This window comes from Paenibacillus glycanilyticus (assembly GCF_051200795.1).
GTDB classification, from domain to species: domain Bacteria; phylum Bacillota; class Bacilli; order Paenibacillales; family Paenibacillaceae; genus Pristimantibacillus; species Pristimantibacillus glycanilyticus.
Genome location: NZ_CP195155.1, coordinates 5,896,895 through 5,915,274 on the forward strand (window position 1 = coordinate 5,896,895; position 18,380 = coordinate 5,915,274).

At 51.6% G+C, this 18,380-nt stretch carries 17 protein-coding genes; 5 read left to right on the plus strand and 12 right to left on the minus strand.

Features of this window, described 5'->3' with window-relative positions; all coding sequences use genetic code 11:
* Position 1 precedes the first annotated feature (1 nt).
* Positions 2 to 331 carry a PadR family transcriptional regulator gene (locus ACR9FF_RS26570; protein ID WP_127492710.1) on the minus strand — a complete coding sequence of 110 codons (330 nt, stop codon included), beginning with the start codon at positions 329 to 331 and terminating at the stop codon, positions 2 to 4.
* Positions 332 to 596: 265 nt separating this feature from the next.
* Between ACR9FF_RS26570 and ACR9FF_RS26575 the strand changes: the two genes are divergently transcribed.
* Positions 597 to 1,883: a galactokinase gene (locus ACR9FF_RS26575; protein WP_127492708.1), complete on the plus strand. Its 1,287-nt coding sequence runs from the start codon at positions 597 to 599 to the stop codon at positions 1,881 to 1,883.
* A gap of 75 nt (positions 1,884 to 1,958) precedes the next feature.
* Entirely contained in the window at positions 1,959 to 2,363 is a 405-nt protein-coding gene (locus ACR9FF_RS26580) for a VOC family protein (protein WP_435166598.1), read from the plus strand.
* A gap of 97 nt (positions 2,364 to 2,460) precedes the next feature.
* Here the strand turns inward: ACR9FF_RS26580 and ACR9FF_RS26585 are convergent, their stop codons facing one another.
* Positions 2,461 to 3,855, minus strand: a complete 1,395-nt coding sequence (locus ACR9FF_RS26585) for an ABC transporter substrate-binding protein (protein ID WP_435166601.1) — start codon at positions 3,853 to 3,855, stop codon at positions 2,461 to 2,463.
* Positions 3,856 to 4,026: 171 nt separating this feature from the next.
* Between ACR9FF_RS26585 and ACR9FF_RS26590 the strand changes: the two genes are divergently transcribed.
* Positions 4,027 to 4,182 carry a hypothetical protein gene (locus ACR9FF_RS26590; protein WP_164775394.1) on the plus strand — a complete coding sequence of 52 codons (156 nt, stop codon included), beginning with the start codon at positions 4,027 to 4,029 and terminating at the stop codon, positions 4,180 to 4,182.
* Between the two features lie 59 nt (positions 4,183 to 4,241).
* Here the strand turns inward: ACR9FF_RS26590 and ACR9FF_RS26595 are convergent, their stop codons facing one another.
* From ACR9FF_RS26595 to ACR9FF_RS26635, 9 genes are all read right to left on the minus strand, one after another.
* Positions 4,242 to 4,697: a DinB family protein gene (locus ACR9FF_RS26595; protein ID WP_435166604.1), complete on the minus strand. Its 456-nt coding sequence runs from the start codon at positions 4,695 to 4,697 to the stop codon at positions 4,242 to 4,244.
* A 29-nt stretch (positions 4,698 to 4,726) separates the two neighbouring features.
* Positions 4,727 to 5,839 carry a peptide-methionine (S)-S-oxide reductase MsrA gene (gene msrA / locus ACR9FF_RS26600; RefSeq protein ID WP_435166607.1) on the minus strand — a complete coding sequence of 371 codons (1,113 nt, stop codon included), beginning with the start codon at positions 5,837 to 5,839 and terminating at the stop codon, positions 4,727 to 4,729.
* A 163-nt stretch (positions 5,840 to 6,002) separates the two neighbouring features.
* Positions 6,003 to 6,665 (minus strand): response regulator, encoded by a 663-nt coding sequence (locus ACR9FF_RS26605; RefSeq protein WP_201007730.1) that lies wholly within the window; start codon positions 6,663 to 6,665, stop codon positions 6,003 to 6,005.
* The gene (locus tag ACR9FF_RS26610; protein ID WP_435166610.1) at positions 6,662 to 7,888 is read right to left on the minus strand and encodes a sensor histidine kinase; all 1,227 of its coding nucleotides are present in this window, start codon (positions 7,886 to 7,888) and stop codon (positions 6,662 to 6,664) included. The genes ACR9FF_RS26605 and ACR9FF_RS26610 overlap by 4 nt, the downstream gene beginning before the upstream one ends.
* Positions 7,889 to 8,045: 157 nt before the next feature.
* Positions 8,046 to 12,140, minus strand: a complete 4,095-nt coding sequence (locus ACR9FF_RS26615) for a galactose-binding domain-containing protein (RefSeq protein ID WP_435166613.1) — start codon at positions 12,138 to 12,140, stop codon at positions 8,046 to 8,048.
* A gap of 351 nt (positions 12,141 to 12,491) precedes the next feature.
* Positions 12,492 to 12,773 (minus strand): lipid-A-disaccharide synthase N-terminal domain-containing protein, encoded by a 282-nt coding sequence (locus ACR9FF_RS26620; protein ID WP_164775392.1) that lies wholly within the window; start codon positions 12,771 to 12,773, stop codon positions 12,492 to 12,494.
* Positions 12,774 to 12,817: 44 nt separating this feature from the next.
* Positions 12,818 to 13,525 carry a glycosyltransferase family 2 protein gene (locus ACR9FF_RS26625; RefSeq protein ID WP_435166617.1) on the minus strand — a complete coding sequence of 236 codons (708 nt, stop codon included), beginning with the start codon at positions 13,523 to 13,525 and terminating at the stop codon, positions 12,818 to 12,820.
* Complete coding sequence (locus ACR9FF_RS26630; protein ID WP_435166620.1) at positions 13,518 to 14,555, minus strand: GDP-mannose 4,6-dehydratase; 1,038 nt, start codon at positions 14,553 to 14,555, stop codon at positions 13,518 to 13,520. Before ACR9FF_RS26630 ends, ACR9FF_RS26625 begins: the two co-directional genes overlap by 8 nt.
* Positions 14,552 to 15,910 (minus strand): UDP-glucose dehydrogenase family protein, encoded by a 1,359-nt coding sequence (locus ACR9FF_RS26635; RefSeq protein WP_435166623.1) that lies wholly within the window; start codon positions 15,908 to 15,910, stop codon positions 14,552 to 14,554. Before ACR9FF_RS26635 ends, ACR9FF_RS26630 begins: the two co-directional genes overlap by 4 nt.
* 122 nt (positions 15,911 to 16,032) lie before the next feature.
* On the opposite strand from ACR9FF_RS26635, the gene ACR9FF_RS26640 reads away from it, so the two are divergent.
* Positions 16,033 to 16,482 (plus strand): MarR family winged helix-turn-helix transcriptional regulator, encoded by a 450-nt coding sequence (locus tag ACR9FF_RS26640; protein WP_127492683.1) that lies wholly within the window; start codon positions 16,033 to 16,035, stop codon positions 16,480 to 16,482.
* A gap of 115 nt (positions 16,483 to 16,597) precedes the next feature.
* On the opposite strand, the gene ACR9FF_RS26645 is transcribed toward ACR9FF_RS26640, so the two are convergent.
* Positions 16,598 to 17,722, minus strand: a complete 1,125-nt coding sequence (locus tag ACR9FF_RS26645) for a nucleotidyltransferase family protein (protein WP_435166627.1) — start codon at positions 17,720 to 17,722, stop codon at positions 16,598 to 16,600.
* Between the two features lie 150 nt (positions 17,723 to 17,872).
* Between ACR9FF_RS26645 and ACR9FF_RS26650 the strand changes: the two genes are divergently transcribed.
* The gene (locus tag ACR9FF_RS26650) at positions 17,873 to 18,376 is read left to right on the plus strand and encodes a Crp/Fnr family transcriptional regulator (RefSeq protein ID WP_435166630.1); all 504 of its coding nucleotides are present in this window, start codon (positions 17,873 to 17,875) and stop codon (positions 18,374 to 18,376) included.
* The last annotated feature ends 4 nt before the right edge of the window (positions 18,377 to 18,380 follow it).

The following is an 18,380-nucleotide window of genomic DNA, read 5'->3' on the forward strand; positions in this document are numbered from 1 at the left end:
CTTATAATAGGTTTTCTAACACGCGTTTCGCATACTCCCAATTGCTTTTGTTGCGGGTGTAAGTCTCCTTGCCCTTTTCGGTAATTCTAAAATATTTGCGACGTCCGCCCTGCGATTCATCGCCCCAGTACCACTCGATGTCGCCGTCGGCCTCCAGCCTCCGGAAACTCGAGTACATGGTGGCTTCCTTTAGTTCATACTCGCCTTCCGAACGTTCGGCAATCAGCTTCACAATCTCGTAACCGTAACGGTCAGCTTCGGACAAGAGCCTTAAAACCATCGTATCCGTATGTCCTCTCAGCAGGTCGGATGTGATTTTGTTCTCGCTCATGCAATCACCTCCATATCTGCATAATAAGGCATACTACTGTGACTGTCAATGTACTTTTATAAACAAAATACTTTGTCACTAATAATCGGGCACATGCCTAACAAAAAAACCGCGCAAATGCGTGGTTTCAGGGGGTAATCGTTATTTAGCTGTTGGCGGTTTAATCCTTCGCGTCCATGTTCCGCCTTTCTGTAAACGCTGCAATCCGATACAATGGACATGATAGCTTCTATTCAAACCGTCAGGACCAGGAGGAACTTTCAAGATGAACGAACAATTCGAACAGCTTTTTTATTCGGCTCAGGCCAAGCAGCTGCTGGAGCAGATGTACGGCAGCGAAGAACGGGAGCAGCAGATCGACAGATACCGGAAATGCATGGAAGGATACGGCACGCAATTCGGCATCACGGAGTCCTTGAAGTACTTCAGTGCGCCGGGCCGTACAGAGATAGGCGGCAATCATACGGACCATAACCATGGAAAGGTGCTGGCGGCTAGTATTCAGTTAGATACGATCGCGGCAGCGGCAGCCGTGGATACCGGGGTCATTTCCGTTATATCCGAAGGTTATCCGGGCATTTCCGTTATCCATCTGGATAATCTGGAACCTCAGGAAGGCGAAGGCGGGACCGCTGCTTTAATCCGCGGTATCGCACACGGTTTCCGGCAGCACGGATACCGAATCGGTGGGTTTAATGCCAGCGTCAGCAGTAACGTTCTTCCGGCGTCGGGACTCAGCTCCTCCGCCTCTTTCGAGGTTCTGGTCTGCCAGATTCTAAGCACGCTTTATAACAACGGGGAGCTTGACGCGGTAATGATGTCGCGGATCGGCAAGCATGCCGAAAACCTGTATTGGAACAAGCCGTCGGGGATGCTTGACCAGATGGCCTGCTCGTACGGCGGTATGATTACCATCGACTTTAAAGAGCCGGCACAGCCTCGGATCGAGCGTATTCCGGGTACCTTTGAAGCAGCAGGCTACAGTCTTGTCATCGTCGGCACCGGCGGTAACCATGCCGACCTGACGAAGGACTATGCTTCCATTCCGAACGAAATGCGGGCGGTGGCGCAAGCCTTCGGCGTAGAGGTATGCCGCGATTTGACGGCAGAGATGATCTACGGACGTCTGGCGGAGCTTCGCGAAACCGCCGGGGATCGGGCAGTGCTGCGGGCGCTGCATTTCCTGGATGAAAACGACCGTGTCGGGAAGCAAGTAGAGGCCATTAAGTCAGGCGAGTGGCAAAACGTGCTGAAGCATATTACCGCCTCGGGTAATTCCTCTTGGAAATGGCTGCAGAACATTTACCAGGAATCGGTGTCCCGCGAGCAAGGCATCGCGATTACGCTCGCCATTACCGAGCGTTTCATCGAGCAGTTGGGCGACGGTGCCTGCCGTGTGCACGGCGGCGGCTTCGCCGGCGTTATTCTGGCCGTTCTGCCGCATGCGGCGGTAGACGAATACCGCGAACTTATCGCACGCACGACGGGCACTGAGCTATTCAAGATTCGCGTGCGCGAAATTGGAGCTGTCTGCTTGAATACGCTCTTGTAATTAAGAAAAAACGCTACTGACATACAGTTGTCAGTAGCGTTTTTTTATACTCGAAATCAGAAAGGATGATCAAACATGAATTTTGCTTCCATACGCATCATTACCGACGACTTGGATCGTCTAGTCGAGTTTTATGAAAGAGTCATGGGCGTTTCGGCCGAACGTCCCGCGCCCGTCTTTGCGGAATTCGTTATGCCGCCTTTTACGCTGGCGATCGGACATTCGCAGACGGTGCAGCTGTTCGGCGCCGGTTCCGCGGTAGCCGCCAATAATCGCTCGGTCATTATCGAGCTTCGCGTCGACGACGTTGATGCCGAATACGAGCGCCTGAAGCCGTTCGTCGGCCAATGGGTAACGGAACCAACCACGATGCCGTGGGGCAACCGTGCCGCGCTGTTCCGCGATCCCGACGGCAACCTGATTAACCTCTTCGCCCCGGTAACCGAGGAAGCGATCAAACGGTTCAGCGGCAGAGGTTGAGGCTGACGGTGAGGCCGAGGGACAGCCGGTCTTATCATAAGACCGGCTATCTCCTATTGCAGGCTCTCCTCACCGAATTACACAGCCATTTGAATTGCTACTCGTTAAGCATTAAATTCACTTTATTCTGCACAAGCTTCGCAACTGACTCAGCCGATTTCTGGCCGCTGAAGAAAAACTCCGATTCTTTGTAAATCATCTGTTCCAAGTCCAAGTTTGATGGGGCGTAGTTCCAATGAATGGCGCCAGAAAGCGCACTCTTCAGCGAGTTCAGCCTATCTTTGCTAACGGTAATCTCTTCTTGCCCTTCCGTTGTTAGCTTGCCTGCTTGCGCCAGCTTTTGCGCCTGCAGATCATAGGCCTTCTGATTAATCGGGAAGCCTCGAATAACCGTCGAAGAGGAAGCTGACGCGGCTTCGTCTTCCATCAGGAATTGAAGCAAATCCCAAGCTGCTTGCTGATGCGCGGAATTCGCGTTAATGCCTACCGTCCCAAGCGTCGTGTAATAGCCGCCCGGGCCATTCTCGTGCGGATGAGGTTTCGTGTAGAGAGTTGGCACCCCCTCTATCGACGCGTTATATACATAATTTTCGAATGACTCAATGCGGGTATCGTAGAAGTAAGTATGCAGATCGCCTTTTGAAAAGGATTCTCTCCCTCCCCCATCCTTGATGATGTCAAAGAGAATGCCTTCTTCATTCATCTGTTTGATCTGGTTCATGTAGCTGATGAATAAAGCCGCGTCGAAGCTTTTCTTCCCCTTCTGCAGCTTGACCATTTGCGCGAAATTCTCGGTTGTCAGCTCGCTTAACATGTAAGATTGCGAACTGTAGAACACGGCGTCCGCGTTCCCCTTTTGCTTCAATTGCTTGGCCGTTGCGATAAAGTCCTCCCAGGACCAGTTGCTGTCGTCAATTGCCACGCCTGTCTTGCCAATAGCAGCCGCATCCCCCTGCAGGGCGTCCAGCGAAAAGTATAGCGGTATGCCGTACAGCCCGCCATCAAGCTTGGCGTTGTCCAATATATTCATGAAGTAGTTTTCCTTGTTGAACGAGGGCGTCGATTCGATGAGCCCGTCCAGATCCAGAAGCAGCTTCTTGCCGGCATACGACTCCTGCGGCAGGATATCGAGCTCCATGAGATCCGGACCCTTGCCGGCCAGAATCTCCGTGTTCATCGTGGTGATGTATTTCTCCTGCAGAGCCGTTACTTCGTCCAAATCCTTGCCGTAGGGGAGCGTCGTTCGGAGCTCGACCTCGACGTTCGGATGAAGCGATTCGTATTTCTTGACGGCGGTTTTCATCTGATCGCTTAGGAAATAAGTGGCGAACGTTAGCTTGACGGGGTCCGTGTCCGTCTTGCTGCCAGTCGGCTGCTGCACGGATATTGGACTTGCAGGAGCATCCGTCGCCCTGCGTTTCGTACCTTCATTGTTACTGCATGCGGAAAGCAGCAGCGTAACGCTCAAAACAATCCAGACCCGGTTCTTCACATTTCTTCCCCATTTCTGCATGGTATTTTATTTAGCTAATCATAATGGAAGGATGTGTCGAACGTTCGGACGGGGTATATCGTACTTGTTAACTTTTATCACTTGTTTAATCTCCTGCCGCCTAGGGTAAACACATAATAGAAGTTACAAAAAATTGAGGCGGTGATTCGAATGTCCGTTCAACAACATGATTATGAAGAACGCCATATCGAGAAAAGGCATGACCCGAGCCGTGTGGCAGCAACCTTTATCAAATACCTTGCTTATGTAATCATTACTTTCGGGGTGCTGTATTTCATTGCGAGATACCTTATACCGATGTTTTAAATGACGGCTTGATACGAACAAAAACCGCCCATTGATAGGCGGTTTTTGTTTTGTCTTTATTATTTCAACGCGTTAAGCATGCCGTAAACGACGCCTTGGTGGTAAAACATATGCAAGGAGGTCGCAATAATGAGCTCGCCGATATTTTCGGCTTTCAGGAAGTTCTCCGGAACCGATTCGTCAAGCCGGTTTTCGAACGTCTCATGCAAAGCTCTGCGGAGCTCCTTCAGCTGTGCGTACAGCACCTCCCATTGCGGCGGCTGCTCGTCCCAATCCGCAGGCTTCGTGCCGTAAGCGAACAGATTATCGTAGCTTCCCGGAAAGATCGGGGTTTCCCCCGCTAGACCAAACACGTGGAATTGCGTTACCGCAAGCACATGCCCCAAATGCCAATGAATATGATTTTTGAAGCCATCAGGAATGACCTCCCGTTTCTCCGGCGGACATTGTCCGAATAACTCAATTAATTGCTCAAGATGTTTATCAAATACATGTAACACAAATTCTTTTCTCATCTTAATCGCTCCTCCATTAAGGTTGTTTTTTATTTAAACAGGGAGGCATATTCCCCGTAGCCTTTTTGCTCCAACTCGGACTTCGGAATGAATTCCAGCGATGCGGAGTTTGTGCAGAATCGGAGCCCTGTTGGCGCCGGCCCGTCTTTGAACACATGGCCCAGAAAGGAATCAGCGGCGCGGCTTTTCACTTCAACCGCTGAATATAATCCGCCCGTTTCATGCAGCACGATGTTATTGGGCTCCAGCGGCTTCGTAAAGCTTGCCCAGCCCGTACCGGCATCGAATTGATCCTTGGAACTAAATAACGGTTCACCCGATACGATATCGACATAGATGCCTTCGTCCGTGTTATTCCAATACGGATTATCGAACGGAGGCTCATCCTGGCCGTTTTGCGTCACTGCGTATTGAAGCTCCGTTAACGTCTTCAGCTTTTCCGCTTTGTTGAATTCTTTCGCGTAGGTTTGCTTGGGGCTGATTTTCACTTCGCGGTCTTTCCCCCAGATCTGATCCAGCGATGAATCGCGAGTGGAAAAAAGGGTATTCATCTTGAACATGTAAGGATGGTTCGCGTAATAGTCCTGATGCTCGGGCTCGGCTTTGTAAAAGGCCGCTGCCGCTTCGATTCTCGTTACGATCGGTTTATCGAACCGTTTGGAAGCCTCCACTTCCTTTTCGGATGCCTCGGCAGCCAGCTTCTGCTCCTCATTCATGTAAAAGATAGCCGATTGATACTCGTTTCCCCGATTTTCGAATTGACCCGTCGAGTCCGTTGGATCAACGTTTCGCCAGAACACCCGAAGAAGCTCGTCATACGAGATGATATTGGGGTTATAATACACCTCAACCGATTCAAGATGTCCCGTTGTTCCCAAGCTGACTTCTCCATAAGTCGGATTATCCGTATGTCCGCCCGTATAGCCGGAATCCACGCCCGTCACGCCCTCAAGCTTTTGGAAAACCTCCTCCATGTCCCAGAAGCAGCCCCCGGAAAATATCGCCTTCTCGTAAGTCGTATTCGCGTTTTCAACGATCGTTTTCTGAATATCCTGAGCCTCTGCTTTGCTAAAAGAACCTTTAAAGAAAAACACCGCGACAGCAAGTACGGCAATCAGAATCGCATACCTCATCAGCTTCATTGCCAACGCACCTCCTCTTCAACTTGTAAACCCATTTTAGCAAGAGGCCGTTGTCCATAAATCTGTGGAAAGTCATGATCTGGCAATAGAAAAGGCATCACTTCGGACAGCTGAAGCATGAATATTTTCATGCCCCGTGCCAAAAGTCATGCCTCCAGGGTTTTTATGAAAGATGACGAACCGCATAAATAGCAGCTTGCGTCCGGTCGCGCAGCCCAAGCTTGGCGATCACATTGGATACGTGATTTTTTACCGTCCCCTCCGTCAGAAAAAGCGTGCCCGCGATTTCCTTATTGTTTAAACCTTGCCCCAATAAAGCCAGCACCTCTTTCTCGCGCTCCGTCAGCTGCTTCAATTCCGCTGGCTCTTGCGCACCCAGAGGATGCGACTTCTCCGGGTTCAATTCGGTTATTTTGACAAACTCTTTGATCAGCATGGACGTAATATCGTGTTGCAGCACGGTACCGCCATTGTAGACGGTTCGGATGGCCCCGATGATCGCCTCGGAAGGCATGTCCTTCAACAGATAACCATGAACGCCATTCTCAAGAACTTTGATAATTAATTCCGAATCGTCGAAGGTCGTCAGGATCAGCACCTTCGTCTCGGGAAAATGCTTGCGTATTAACGCGGAGCCTTCGATTCCGTCCATTCCCGGCATTCGAATATCCATCAGCACCACATCCGGCCGCCATTCCGACACTTTAGCATAAGCATCCTGACCGTCCATCGCCGTTCCGACGACTTCCATGCCGGGTTCGAGGCCGATAATGGTTGCCAGCCCTTCTCTCATAATCCGTTGATCGTCCACAACAAGGACTTTCATCTATAACCACGCTCCATATCTGTCGAAGGATAAGGAAAACGAGCCTCCACGGCGAAGCCTGACGCAGGGTCTAATTGAAACCGCACCTGACCGTTCCACTCCTTCACGCGTTCTTGCAAATTGATTAATCCAAAGCCGGGCTTTAATTCACCGGGCATTTCTCCATCGTTGCGGATGGCAAGCGCAAAACCGCTCTCGGAATAAGATAATAAAATTTCGGCATGACTCGCATGTCCATGCTTCTGCGCGTTCGTCAGGGATTCCTGCACGATTCGATAAGCCGTCAATTGGAGATTGCTTGGCAATGCAACGGGTGTCCCGTTCGATTGGAAGCTCGTGGACACGTTTGCGAATTTCGTAAATTCCCGAGAGAGTCTTTCCAGACTTTCGTTCAAGGAGGTCGACTGGATAGGCTCATCCCGGATAGCTCTGACGGAAAGGCGAACCTCCTGCAAAGAGGACCGAATTAACCCTTCGCTATCCAAGTAAGCTTGGTCGCTGCGAGATGGGTCAACCTGGCTTAACTTGCGTGCCGCCTGCATCTGGACAAGCGCTGCCGTCAGCTTATGGCCAACCGTATCGTGAATTTCCCGAGCAATTCTCACTCTCTCCCGCGAAGCCGCCCATTCTTCGGCCTTGCTAGCGTAATCCTCCAGCTGCTCATGGGATTGCTGGAGCTTTGCGTAAAGCTCCAGCGCTTCCCTGCGGGCACGCTGGTAGAAATGGATGAGCGCTTTTACAATGCATGCAAACACGATAAAGGAACAAGTGATGAAATAACTGTCCGCATCCAGGCGTTTATATAAATACCAATCGATGCTGCCCATCGTGGCCACGTAGAGCACCAGCAGCACAAAGCCTGCGGCAATAAGAACGCGGGTGCTCCGGATAAACATCAGAATGGCTAAAGCGGTTATTCCGATAAACAGATGATTCGGAAAATTCCCGGCAATAAAGATGTATCCGTAAGAGGCCGATACCAAGAAATCGAGAATAAGAAGATATATCAGCCAGTTGGGATTTTTGTTCGTATTGGAGTAAGACAGGTAGACCAGCAGAAATACCGCCGTTGAAAAGACGATAAAGCTAAGTCTCCAAAAAAGCGCGATGGAATGTTCAAAATAAAAAATACCCGATATGACAAGATCAAATACAAGCTTTACGCCAAAAAACCACTTCCAAAAACGTGGGGTTTGCCCAAACAGGTCCACGTCTTGAACCATTAATTTTGCTCCTCCTTCTCCTCCGCGAGAGTCGCATCGGCAAGTATTCTCAAATCATAGAACAGTGGAAAGGTTTTATCAAACTTCTTATATCAGCTTAGCGCCGTAACATGGCAAGGAGACTGTCCCGGGTGGGACAGTCTCCTTCTGATCATTCTTAATAGCCGTATACGTCAAAGCTCCAAAGCGAATAGCCCCACTGCGTGCCGCGCTCCGTTCCAAGCATGCGCACGTATCGGCCATTGCCGTTTACATTCTGGTCAAGGTCGGCGCCCGTCCCCGTCGTTGTGCTGTACAAATCCGTCCAGCTGTTGCCGTCAGCCGAGATTTGCAGCTTAAACGACTTGGCATAAGCGGTCTCCCATTTCAGCTTAATGTTGGTTACCGTGCGGCTTGCGCCAAGATCAACGGTAATCCACTGCGGATCGGTGCCGGTCACCGAACCCCAGCGCGTGCCGGGATCATTGTCCACGGCCGAAGCCGGGACAAACGGATCCTGGTAGGAAGAAGCGGTTGCCGTCTTGCCTACGGACAGTAGCGTTGCATTCGAGGAGGCTGCGGCATGACCGTAAACCTCAACCTCATACAGCGAATAGCCGTAAATCGTACCGCGCTCCGTCATAGCAATCCGGACGTAACGCCCGGTTCCGGTTGCGTTGAAGTCGTCAATACCGCCGTCACCGGTTGTTGTTGCATAAATATCGGACCAGCTGTTACCGTCAGCCGATACTTGAACCTTATACGATTTGCCGTATGCCGTCTCCCAGTTCAGCTTCACTCGGCTGAGCTGCTGCGAGGAGCCGAGGTCAATCGTTAAGGTCTGAGGATCGGCACCCGCAATGGATGCCCAACGGGTCTGCACGTTGCCATCGACGGCATTCGATCCGGCAAAAGGAGCCTCGGTCGACGATACCGTTACCGTTTTGTTCAGCGCTACGTTGGTATCCGTGCCATTGTTGCCGCCATTGCCGTTATCACCGCCGCCGTTGTCTCCGCCGCTGCCGACCGGAGGCCAGCTATCGCCGGAATTGGTGTTCACCATCGGGTTCACCGATACAAGGGATTTCGCGGCTACAACCGCCGTTCCCGTTGTGCCGGCGGCATTTTTAAACGTTACCGTCACGGGGCTTGCCGTCGGGTTCCAGATTTGAGCGGTGTACGCATTGCCTTTCTTGTACACTGTAGCGCTCGTCCAGCCCGTTGCCCAGACCTCCTTCGTACGCGTGCCAAGCGTCTGCATGTTGTGAACGAACCAATACGTGTTAAAGATTTCGTTCTTCTGCATGTTGGTTGCGCTCCATTTGTTAATGACCGCCTGCGGATCGCTTAACGCCTGAATCGGCCACACGATATGATACCAGTCCGTCTCCGGACCGCCGTTATCGGCTACGAAACCGCTGTACAGTCCTGCTGCTTTGCCCGGAACAAGGCTGTAGCTTGTCAAATATTCCGATGTCGGGAGCCAATGGATCCCGTACACGTATACCGGATCTCCGTTGAAGAAGGTGCCGAAGAAGTTGGATGCTCCGTACACTTGTCCGACCGTTTTGTGCGTATATTGCGGAATCCAGTTGTCGCCGTCATAGTTGAACCAATATTGCATCACCGCGTTAAGCTCCGTCGTGAAGCCGTAAATCGCGGCGTTGCGGAAAGCCGTATCGCCGTTCGTTAATGCCCACATGTATTGGCCAACCCATCCGAAGAGCGATTCGCCTGCCGCTTCCTGGTTGTTGCCGTTGTCGTTATCCGCGTAACCGCCTGCCCATGAATGGCCTTCATAAGGGTCAAAGCTGCGGAAGAACGGGAACATGGTATCCGTGCGCGAAGGGTTCGCGTAATCGCGGACGAGGTGATCGATCATCGGACCGTATTGCGTCTTGAAATCGTTGTCGAAGGTCGCAAGCACGGCAGATGCAAATACGTAGTAACCGTACGTGAAGTGATGGTCGGTAATGCCGTTATTCGCGCCGAACTCGCTGGACTTGTAATACGTTGTCCCCCAATCGGAGTTATAGTACAGGAAATAGTCCGGTTCGCCGTTCGTGTACGTATACCAGTCCGTCAGGATCGTCTTGATCCGCGACAGGAATTTATCCCGGTAAGCCGTCTCGCCAAGCTCATTAGCCGCAAGAACGCCCATGGCAAGCGGATGGAGCTTCTTGCCTTGCCAATAAGCGTCGGCAGCCATCAGGTTACTGGTTGTTTCTTCGTCCAGAGCCTTCAGGTAAGAGACCATCAGCGACTTGTCGTAAGCCGAATCCGTAGGCTCCGTGAACTGAGGCACGATACCGTAGAAGCGGTCGACCGTCGTAAAGGTATTGCCTTCGCGCACTTTCAACGTACCGCGGACCGAAGGATAAGACAGTGCGGTAAGCGGTGTCGAAGACACCTTCCATTGATGCGGCAGAAGCGTTGTCAGCGCTTGATTCGAGAACCCGGTACGCTTCAGAGCCGTTGTCAGCGTGTAATCCGTTGTCACCTGCGAAGTCGATTCGTTATAGCTGTAATTCACTTTCGTGTCCGTTACGAAGGCATAAGCATGCTGGTAGTAGTAGTTTAGGTTTGAAGCGGACGGCAAAGCGGCAACCGACAGATAATTGCCTCCGCTGCCGAGCTGGATTTTGACCTTAGCCCCAACCTTCTTGAATACCGTTCCCGCCGGCGCGAAAATTCCGTAGTAACGCGTATAAGATGCGCCGCTGCCGTCCGTGTTCACCAGCTTCACGCCGATATGGTCGGCTGTCAGCGTAGCTCCTTCGGTCGTCAGGACGGAGTTGCCGTTGTCGTCGAACAGCTGCGTAATCAGCGAGGAATAAATCTCAACCGAGCTTGGATCGGCAAAGGTATTGTACACGTAAGGCGAGCCTTTGACGAAGGTCGATTTCATTTTGTCCGTGGCATCGTCGCTTACAACCGCGTCTACCGACCAGTCGCCGTAACCCGTCACGCGTGTTTGCAGCTTGGACGTGTTAATGCTGTTAGACATGACGTACAGATCGGGATTGCCGTCGGCATTTACCGCTCTGCCGTCCGAGGACAGCCATCCCGCTCCCGGATTGAGGATGCCAAGCCCTTGCTGGAAGTACTTCGACTTGAGCGGCAGCGTTACGAGATAATCGCCGTATGGCTTGATCAGAATCGACTGCCACCAGTCATTCGAAGGGATCGGAGTCGAGATGTTCGACGTCTTGTTAGCCGGATATTTCGGCTGCGGCATATGAATATCGTTGGTCAGATAGCTGCCGGAGCCCGATTGCACGGCTGTTGGCGTTGGCAGCGCCGGAATGGAATACGTTGGCTGCGGCTGGCCAGCGATATAATCGTAAACCTCGAATTCGAGAAGCGAATAGCCGAAGCTTGTCGCGCGGCCGATCCCGTCCATCCGAACGTAACGCCCGTTCGTATATAGCGGGATTTCCTGTTTGCCTCCCGCAAAGTGAAGCTCGCGATAGACGGTTGTCCATTGCGTGCCGTTATTCGATACTTGAACATCGTATGCCCGTCCGGCTGCCGCTTCCCAGTTGAGGACCACCCGGCCGATCTGATGGGCGGAGCCCAGATCGACATAGATCCATTCACTGTCTGTTGCGTTGGACGACCAGCGCGTAGCCGCATTGCCGTCAACCGCATTGGACGCAGCGGTTGAGCCCGGAGGCAAATAGGCGGAATTTTCAGTCGATGATACCGTTACCGGTTTGTTCAGCGCAACGTTAGGACCGTAATCCACCGGTGGGGCCGTAGAGCCGCCAGTCCCGTATACTTCGAATTCCAGAATGGAATAACCGTAAGCCGCAAGGGCACGCTGCGTGCCTAATACCCGTACATAGCGGCCGGTTCCCGTTAACGCAAGGTCATCGGTGCCGCCGTCTCCCGTTGTTGTCGAGTAAACGTCGTTCCAGGTCGATTCATCGCTGGAAACCTGGATTTTGTAAGCTTTTGCATAAGCGCCTTCCCATTGGATTTTCACGCGGTCAATCGTGGCGTTTGCGCCAAGATCGACATAAAGCCATTGCGGGTCCACGCCCCATTGGCTTCCCCAGCGCGTGCCGGTTGAACCGTCCACCGCAAGATTCGCCGCGTTGCCTCCTTCCACGGAAGAGGCGTATGCCGTTTTATTTTGGGATAATAAATATGAGCCCGCCGCATGTACTTCACGGATAAATACGGACGATACAAGCGAGACCAGCATGACCGCGCATAGCGTCAAGACCAGCAGCTTTCTCGTCGCCCTTTCCCGATAAACCGTATACATTCGTCTATTTCCTCCCTCATTCGCAATAGTTGTTCATGGCCGTACTTGAGCTCTAGCCAATCGCGTGATTTGCCCCCTTCAGTCCTCCTTCCTCAATCAACGATTACTGGCAACGCTTTCATCGCCATGCACCGATTAGTATAATGCCGCAAGCGTTAGGAAGAACATGCCAATATTTAGCGATTTATGCCAAGATATCTTGGGCTTGTCCAATCAATAAAGGTGATGTCCTATCTCGCTTTCTGGAGCAGGTTAAGATCCTTCAGGGACTTTAACCAGCTTCATGCCGCCAATAAAAAAGCACTTAAGGTCCCCAAAGGGCCTTAAGTGCTTCTCCATTCAAAGCTTTTACTACATATCCACCGAATTGCTGTTCGCGGCCTGCACTTCGGACTTGCGGTTTAGCATAATGTTGCGGAAATAGATAAAAACGCTGGGCAATTGGCCCAGCAGAAAGACAGGATCCTTGCGGTATATCGCATAAATAGATAAGACCGCGCTGCCCAGGATGCTGTAGACCCAGAAGGATAGCGGAATGACGGTTTTTTTCGCTTTTTCGCTCGCCAGCCATTGGGTAATGAACCGCATCGTAAACATGATCTGCCCGATAAAGCCAAAAATTATCCAACCCATGTTGCCGGCCGACACATTGCCTATAATCGAATGCCACCACATAATTAATGGCCTTTGATCTGATAGCGAATAACCCGTTTGCGGAGCCAGCCAATAACGATTGCGTCCATAAGCCCCACGAAGGCTCTGTTGAATACGCCGTATTTGGATACGCCATGCTGTCTTTCCTGATGGGATACGGCTACCTCGATAACCTTAAAGCCGTTAATCTTCGCCAGAGTCGGGAGAAAACGATGCTGGCCCTCGTACAAATAATAGCTGTCCGCCACCTCGCGCTTCATCAGCTTCATCGGGCAGCCGGTATCGTAGATCTGATCGCCGGTCAGCCAGTTGCGGACGCCGTTGCCAACTCTGGAGGATACCTTCTTCACGACGGTGTCTCTGCGCCGCACACGCTTGCCGTTCACGAAATCCATATTCGGAATATAAGGCATCAGCTTAAAAATATCCCGCGGGTCCGTCTGCAGATCCGCGTCGATCAGCGCAACCAGCTCGCCGGCCGAGCCTTTGAGGCCAGCGTAGATCGCAGCGGTCTGACCGCAGTTTTTCTCAAAATGAATGACTTTTACGTTGGAATCCTGCTCCGCCAGCTCATCGAGCAGCATCGCGCTGCGATCCTTGCTGCCGTCATTGACGAGGACGATTTCGTAGCTCTCTACTTTATCTTTAACCGCATTCGTAATCGCCTCGTGCAGCAGCTTAATATTTTCTTCTTCGTTATAGATTGGCGCAACGACCGATAACTTAACCATGTCTATTCCCCCTGTACCATGTAACAAACTTGTGTATTCCTTCAGCAAAATCGGTCTGTGGGTTGTAGCCGAACAGCTGATTCGCCTTGGATACGTCGGCATAGGTCTGCTCCACATCTCCCGGCTGGTTGGGCAATGTACGAATAAGGGCTCTTTTGCCAAACTCCTGTTCCAGGCTGGTAATCAAATCCCGGAGCGTGATGGTTCGGTTCGTGCCCAGATTCACAACCTCATAGAGATTTTCCATCCGTTCCACATACGACAAGGCGCCAAGAATACCCGCGATTATATCGCCGATATAGGTATAGTCCCGCCTCGAGGAGCCATCGCCGTACATCGTCAGCTCTTCGTCCTTGTCCAGCATCCCCGCGAATTTGTGAATGGCAAGGTCAGGCCGCTGCCGCTCTCCGTAAACCGTGAAGAAGCGCAGCATAATCGTATCGATATGATGAAGATGATGATACGTATGTCCCAGCACCTCGCAGGCTTTCTTGGTCGCCGCATAAGGCGAAATACTGTAATCCACGACATCTTCCTCGGAAAATGGCACCTTCCTATTATTCCCGTACACGGACGAAGAAGAGGCGCAAAGCCATTTGCGCACGCCATGCTTACGCATCACCTCCAGGATATGAAGAGTTCCCTTCACATTCACATCCTCGTACAGAAGCGGATCCTCAATCGACGGCCGAACGCCGGCCATTGCCGCCAGGTGAATAACGGCGTCGATTCTCTCGCTGGCAAATACGGCTTCAAGCTCGTCCATGCTGCGGATATCCGCCACAACCAGCCGGTAACCATCCGATTCGACAACCGCCTGAAGCGTGGCCAAATCGCCATCCTTATCCCCCGAATAGGTGAAAGGAAAATCCGACCTTGTACTATTCAGGATATTCCTGATTTTGGTTTTATAGTCGTAGACGTCATTGAAATTATCGATATTGACGACACGATGGCCTTGAGCCAGCAGCTGCTCGCAAAGATGGGAGCCGATAAAACCCGCTCCTCCGGTTACGCAATACGTCTTCATTGTGCCTCCCGCAATGGATACCCGTGCTCGCTTGCGCCCACCGGGTAGTATTTGAACCATTGAAGGACGGAAGCGTCCCCCGCAAACATATTCCGCATATCAAAAAACGCGTTCCCTCGCATGCCGCGGGCGATTTTCTCCCAATTGGCAGCGCGGAACTGCTCCCATTCGGTCATCAGCACAATCGCATCCGCCTGCTGCGAGCATTCCGCCTCGCTGCCGCAATATTGGATGCGGCCGTTCAAATCCGTCCAATAAAGCTTCGCCTGCTTCATCCCTTGCGGGCAATAGACCTTAACGGCAGCTCCTCTGCCGAGCAGTCCCTGAATAATCTCGTAGCTGGGGGAATAACGGATGTCATCCGTATCCGGCTTGAAGGTAAGCCCCCATACCGCAACGGTTCTTCCTTTCAAGGTCCCGTCAAAGGATATCGCCTCTTCGATCTTGCTCACCATCTTCGCCTTCTGCTTTTCATTGGCTGCTATGGCCGCACGCACGACGTACAGCTCCTCGCCGTTCTTCCTGCCGACATCCACGATTGCCTGCGTATCTTTCGGGAAGCAGCTGCCTCCATAACCGGGGCCTGCCTGCAGGAAATGCGGCGAAATTCTGTCATCCATGCCCATGCCCGTCGCAATGTCCTGAATTTTCGCGCCAACCTTTTCGGATAATAATGCCAATTCGTTAATAAAAGAAATTTTGACCGCCAGAAAGGAGTTTGACGCGTATTTAATCATCTCGGCAGTTTCCCGGTTCGTGAATAGAAACGGGACATCCTGCTCAAGATGAGTAGCGTAAACCTTCTTCAGCATTTGCACCGCCTCGTCGCTCTCCGCGCCGATCACAACCCGGGATGGAGACAACGAATCGCTGACAGCCTTGCCTTGTCTCAGGAATTCCGGATTAGAAGCGACGTGAGCCCGGTACGGGGTGCCTCTGAGCATACCGTCCAGATACATGGCAATGCTTCTGCTTGTTCCAACGGGCATCGTTGATTTGCTGACAATCACTTTATGACCGTTGATATGTTTGCCGATCTGCTGCACCACATCCCAGACATACGACAGGTCCGCGCTGCCGTCTTCCTTGGCGGGCGTTCCCACCGCAATGAACAGAACGTCGCTTGTTTGAACGACTTGCTGCGCGCTTGCCGTAAAGACGAGATTACCGGCGCGAAGACCGCTTTGGAGCAGCTCTTCGAGCCCTGGCTCGTAGATTGGAGAAATGCCCTGGTTCAGACGCTTGATTTTCTGTTCGTCTACGTCCATGCAGGTAACCCGGAAACCATAACTGGATAGTACAGCACCATGGACAAGCCCAACGTAACCCGTACCCATCACTCCTACGTTAACCATCGTTCCACCCCATTATTTTGGCGTTAAATAATTAGTTTACCAACTTAACTATAATCATAATAATGAGAAGTATGATATATTTCAAGTATAAACAATTAACAACTTAGGAATTGGGAGTAGGTATGAACAAAGACAACCATCAGGAGACCATCCAACGTTTGAGGGAATCATTTACCCGTTTTGCGAAAGCCGAGTGGAGACAAAGATCGGTTAACGGTCTTAACAAGAGCGAGCTTCGCATTTTGTTCTGCATCATGATGAATACCGATGTCGATAATCCTAAAATCAGAGTATCCGAAATCAGCAGCAAGCTGCTTGTCACTACCCCCACCGTCACCCAGCTTCTCAAGAAACTGATTGCCGACGGGCTTGTCGAACGTACCGTAGATCCGGATGACAGGCGTTCCGTGGGAATTGAGCTAACTCCAAAAGGAGAGCAGATTGCGAAGGAAGCGGACGAGCAGCTGAACCAGCATCTCAGCGGCCTGGTCGAGCACCTGGGCGAGGAGCAAACGTTAATGCTCTCCGACTTATTAACGAAAGCTTACAACTACTTTAACGAAAAAGATTGAAAAAGAGAGGGATATCCCTCTCTTACTTACATATTATTAAGATTTTTCATAGAGTATGACTTTGATTTACATGGTGAATTTCTGTAAGAGGGATTTTCCGTGTTGTTAATGCCATTTAGGTTACATCCCAAACCCGCTCGATATGCGTGAACGCAAGGCCATTAAAGCTAAGCTTATGAATATCCGGCATGCTCAGCTGCTGCCAGAATGCAAAGCCGTATTCCGGCTTAAAGGCCTTAATCATTAAGGCCATAAGGTTGCCGTGCGTCCCGATAGCGATTGTATCTCCCTGATAACGACGGAGTACACTCTGTAGAGCCTGTACCCCTCGATGCTGTGCGACAAGATTCGATTCGCCACCCGGCCAGGAGAAGGCTTCCTCTTCCCATACCTTCCGGATGGCATAATGAAAATCATCCTGCGGCCGGTCCGCCAATAACCGTTCCCGAAAGTCTTCCTCCACTTGAATAGTAAGACCTCTACGCAACGCTAACGGCTCGACCGTTTGAAGCGCCCGTTTGTACGGACTGGAGATAATTGCCGAAATCTGTTCGTCCGCCAGAAGATCGGCGACTTTTCTTGCCGCTTCCTCTCCCTGAGGAGATAACGGCCGGTACAACTCTTCGTCTGCCTTATAGACGGAGTGCGCATGCCGAACCATGTAAACCTGAGTGAGCGCAGCTTCTGCCTTATTCCATCTGCTCTTCCAATTCTTCTGTAGAAGACGCTTCTCATAGATCGCCATAAGCGCTGGCGACTGCTTAAAATGCGGCGTAGGCCGGACAACGAAGCCCAGCAAATCCCGGATTCCGTGAGGTGCCGACAGCACGACGCCGTTCTGCCCGTCCAAGGTCAGACCAAGAGCGGTAACCGTCTCCGGAAACTTGGACATGGCATCAACGGCGGATGAGTACGGCTCAATATCGTTCACCAGATGCATTCTCGCTTCGTTTTTCACCGACCAAGGCACATCCGGCATGACGTCTCTCAGCTTCTGCTCGAGCGCTTTTTCTTCCGCTTCATCCGTTTGGGAAGGATCATAATAAATCAGATCCACATCCGGCAGCGCGAACTGCTCCGTATAACCATGCAAATAATCCCATACCTTCGACCTTACGAAGCCCGCGCATACCCACCAGTCCGGCAAGTTCAACGATCCCGCCGTATGCAGCACCTTCATCATCCATTCGTCTTCAAGCACGAGATCTATGATGTCCTGTTCATTCTCCAACTGTCGCAAGCCATCCCTCCTATCGAACGCAGGTTCTCCTATTAGGATACAAGAACTGGAAGGCAATGCAACATGAAAATTCAATCTGTCGTATAATGAAATAAAAAAAGCGAAGCCCGGCTTCAGGCTTCGCTTGTTCATATGGAGGCTTTACCGCTTATGATTTTGCATAAAGGCGAAACGTTATTTCTGCAGGGCCAGTCGGGACCTCTCTTCCATCTGCGCAGCGGGCTGCTCAAAATTGTACGCGTTCACCCTGACGGCTCGCAGATTCTGGTCAATATTATCGTGCCGGACGAAATCATCCCGCATCATTCCCTCATCACTCCTAACCCTTACTTCGGCACCGCTATCGCAATCGTCACAAGTGAAGTGGATATTTACCCCGCTGCCGCCTGGTACGAGGAGCTTGAACAGCACCCCGAGCGCTATCGTTCAATTGGGCTGCAGCTGCAGGATAAGCTTCGCATGATGCAGCAGCGGATCGATCAGTTGACCGCGATTGCGCCGGCGGACAAGCTGTCAAAGCTTGAAGCTTGGTTCGATCAGTACATTTCTCCGGAGAAGCTTACCGATGTCCTGACCCAGGACGAGATCGGACAGTTTATCGGTCTCCGCCGGGAGACGATCAACCGATTGCTGCGGGCCAAGAAGGAACGCTGATTGG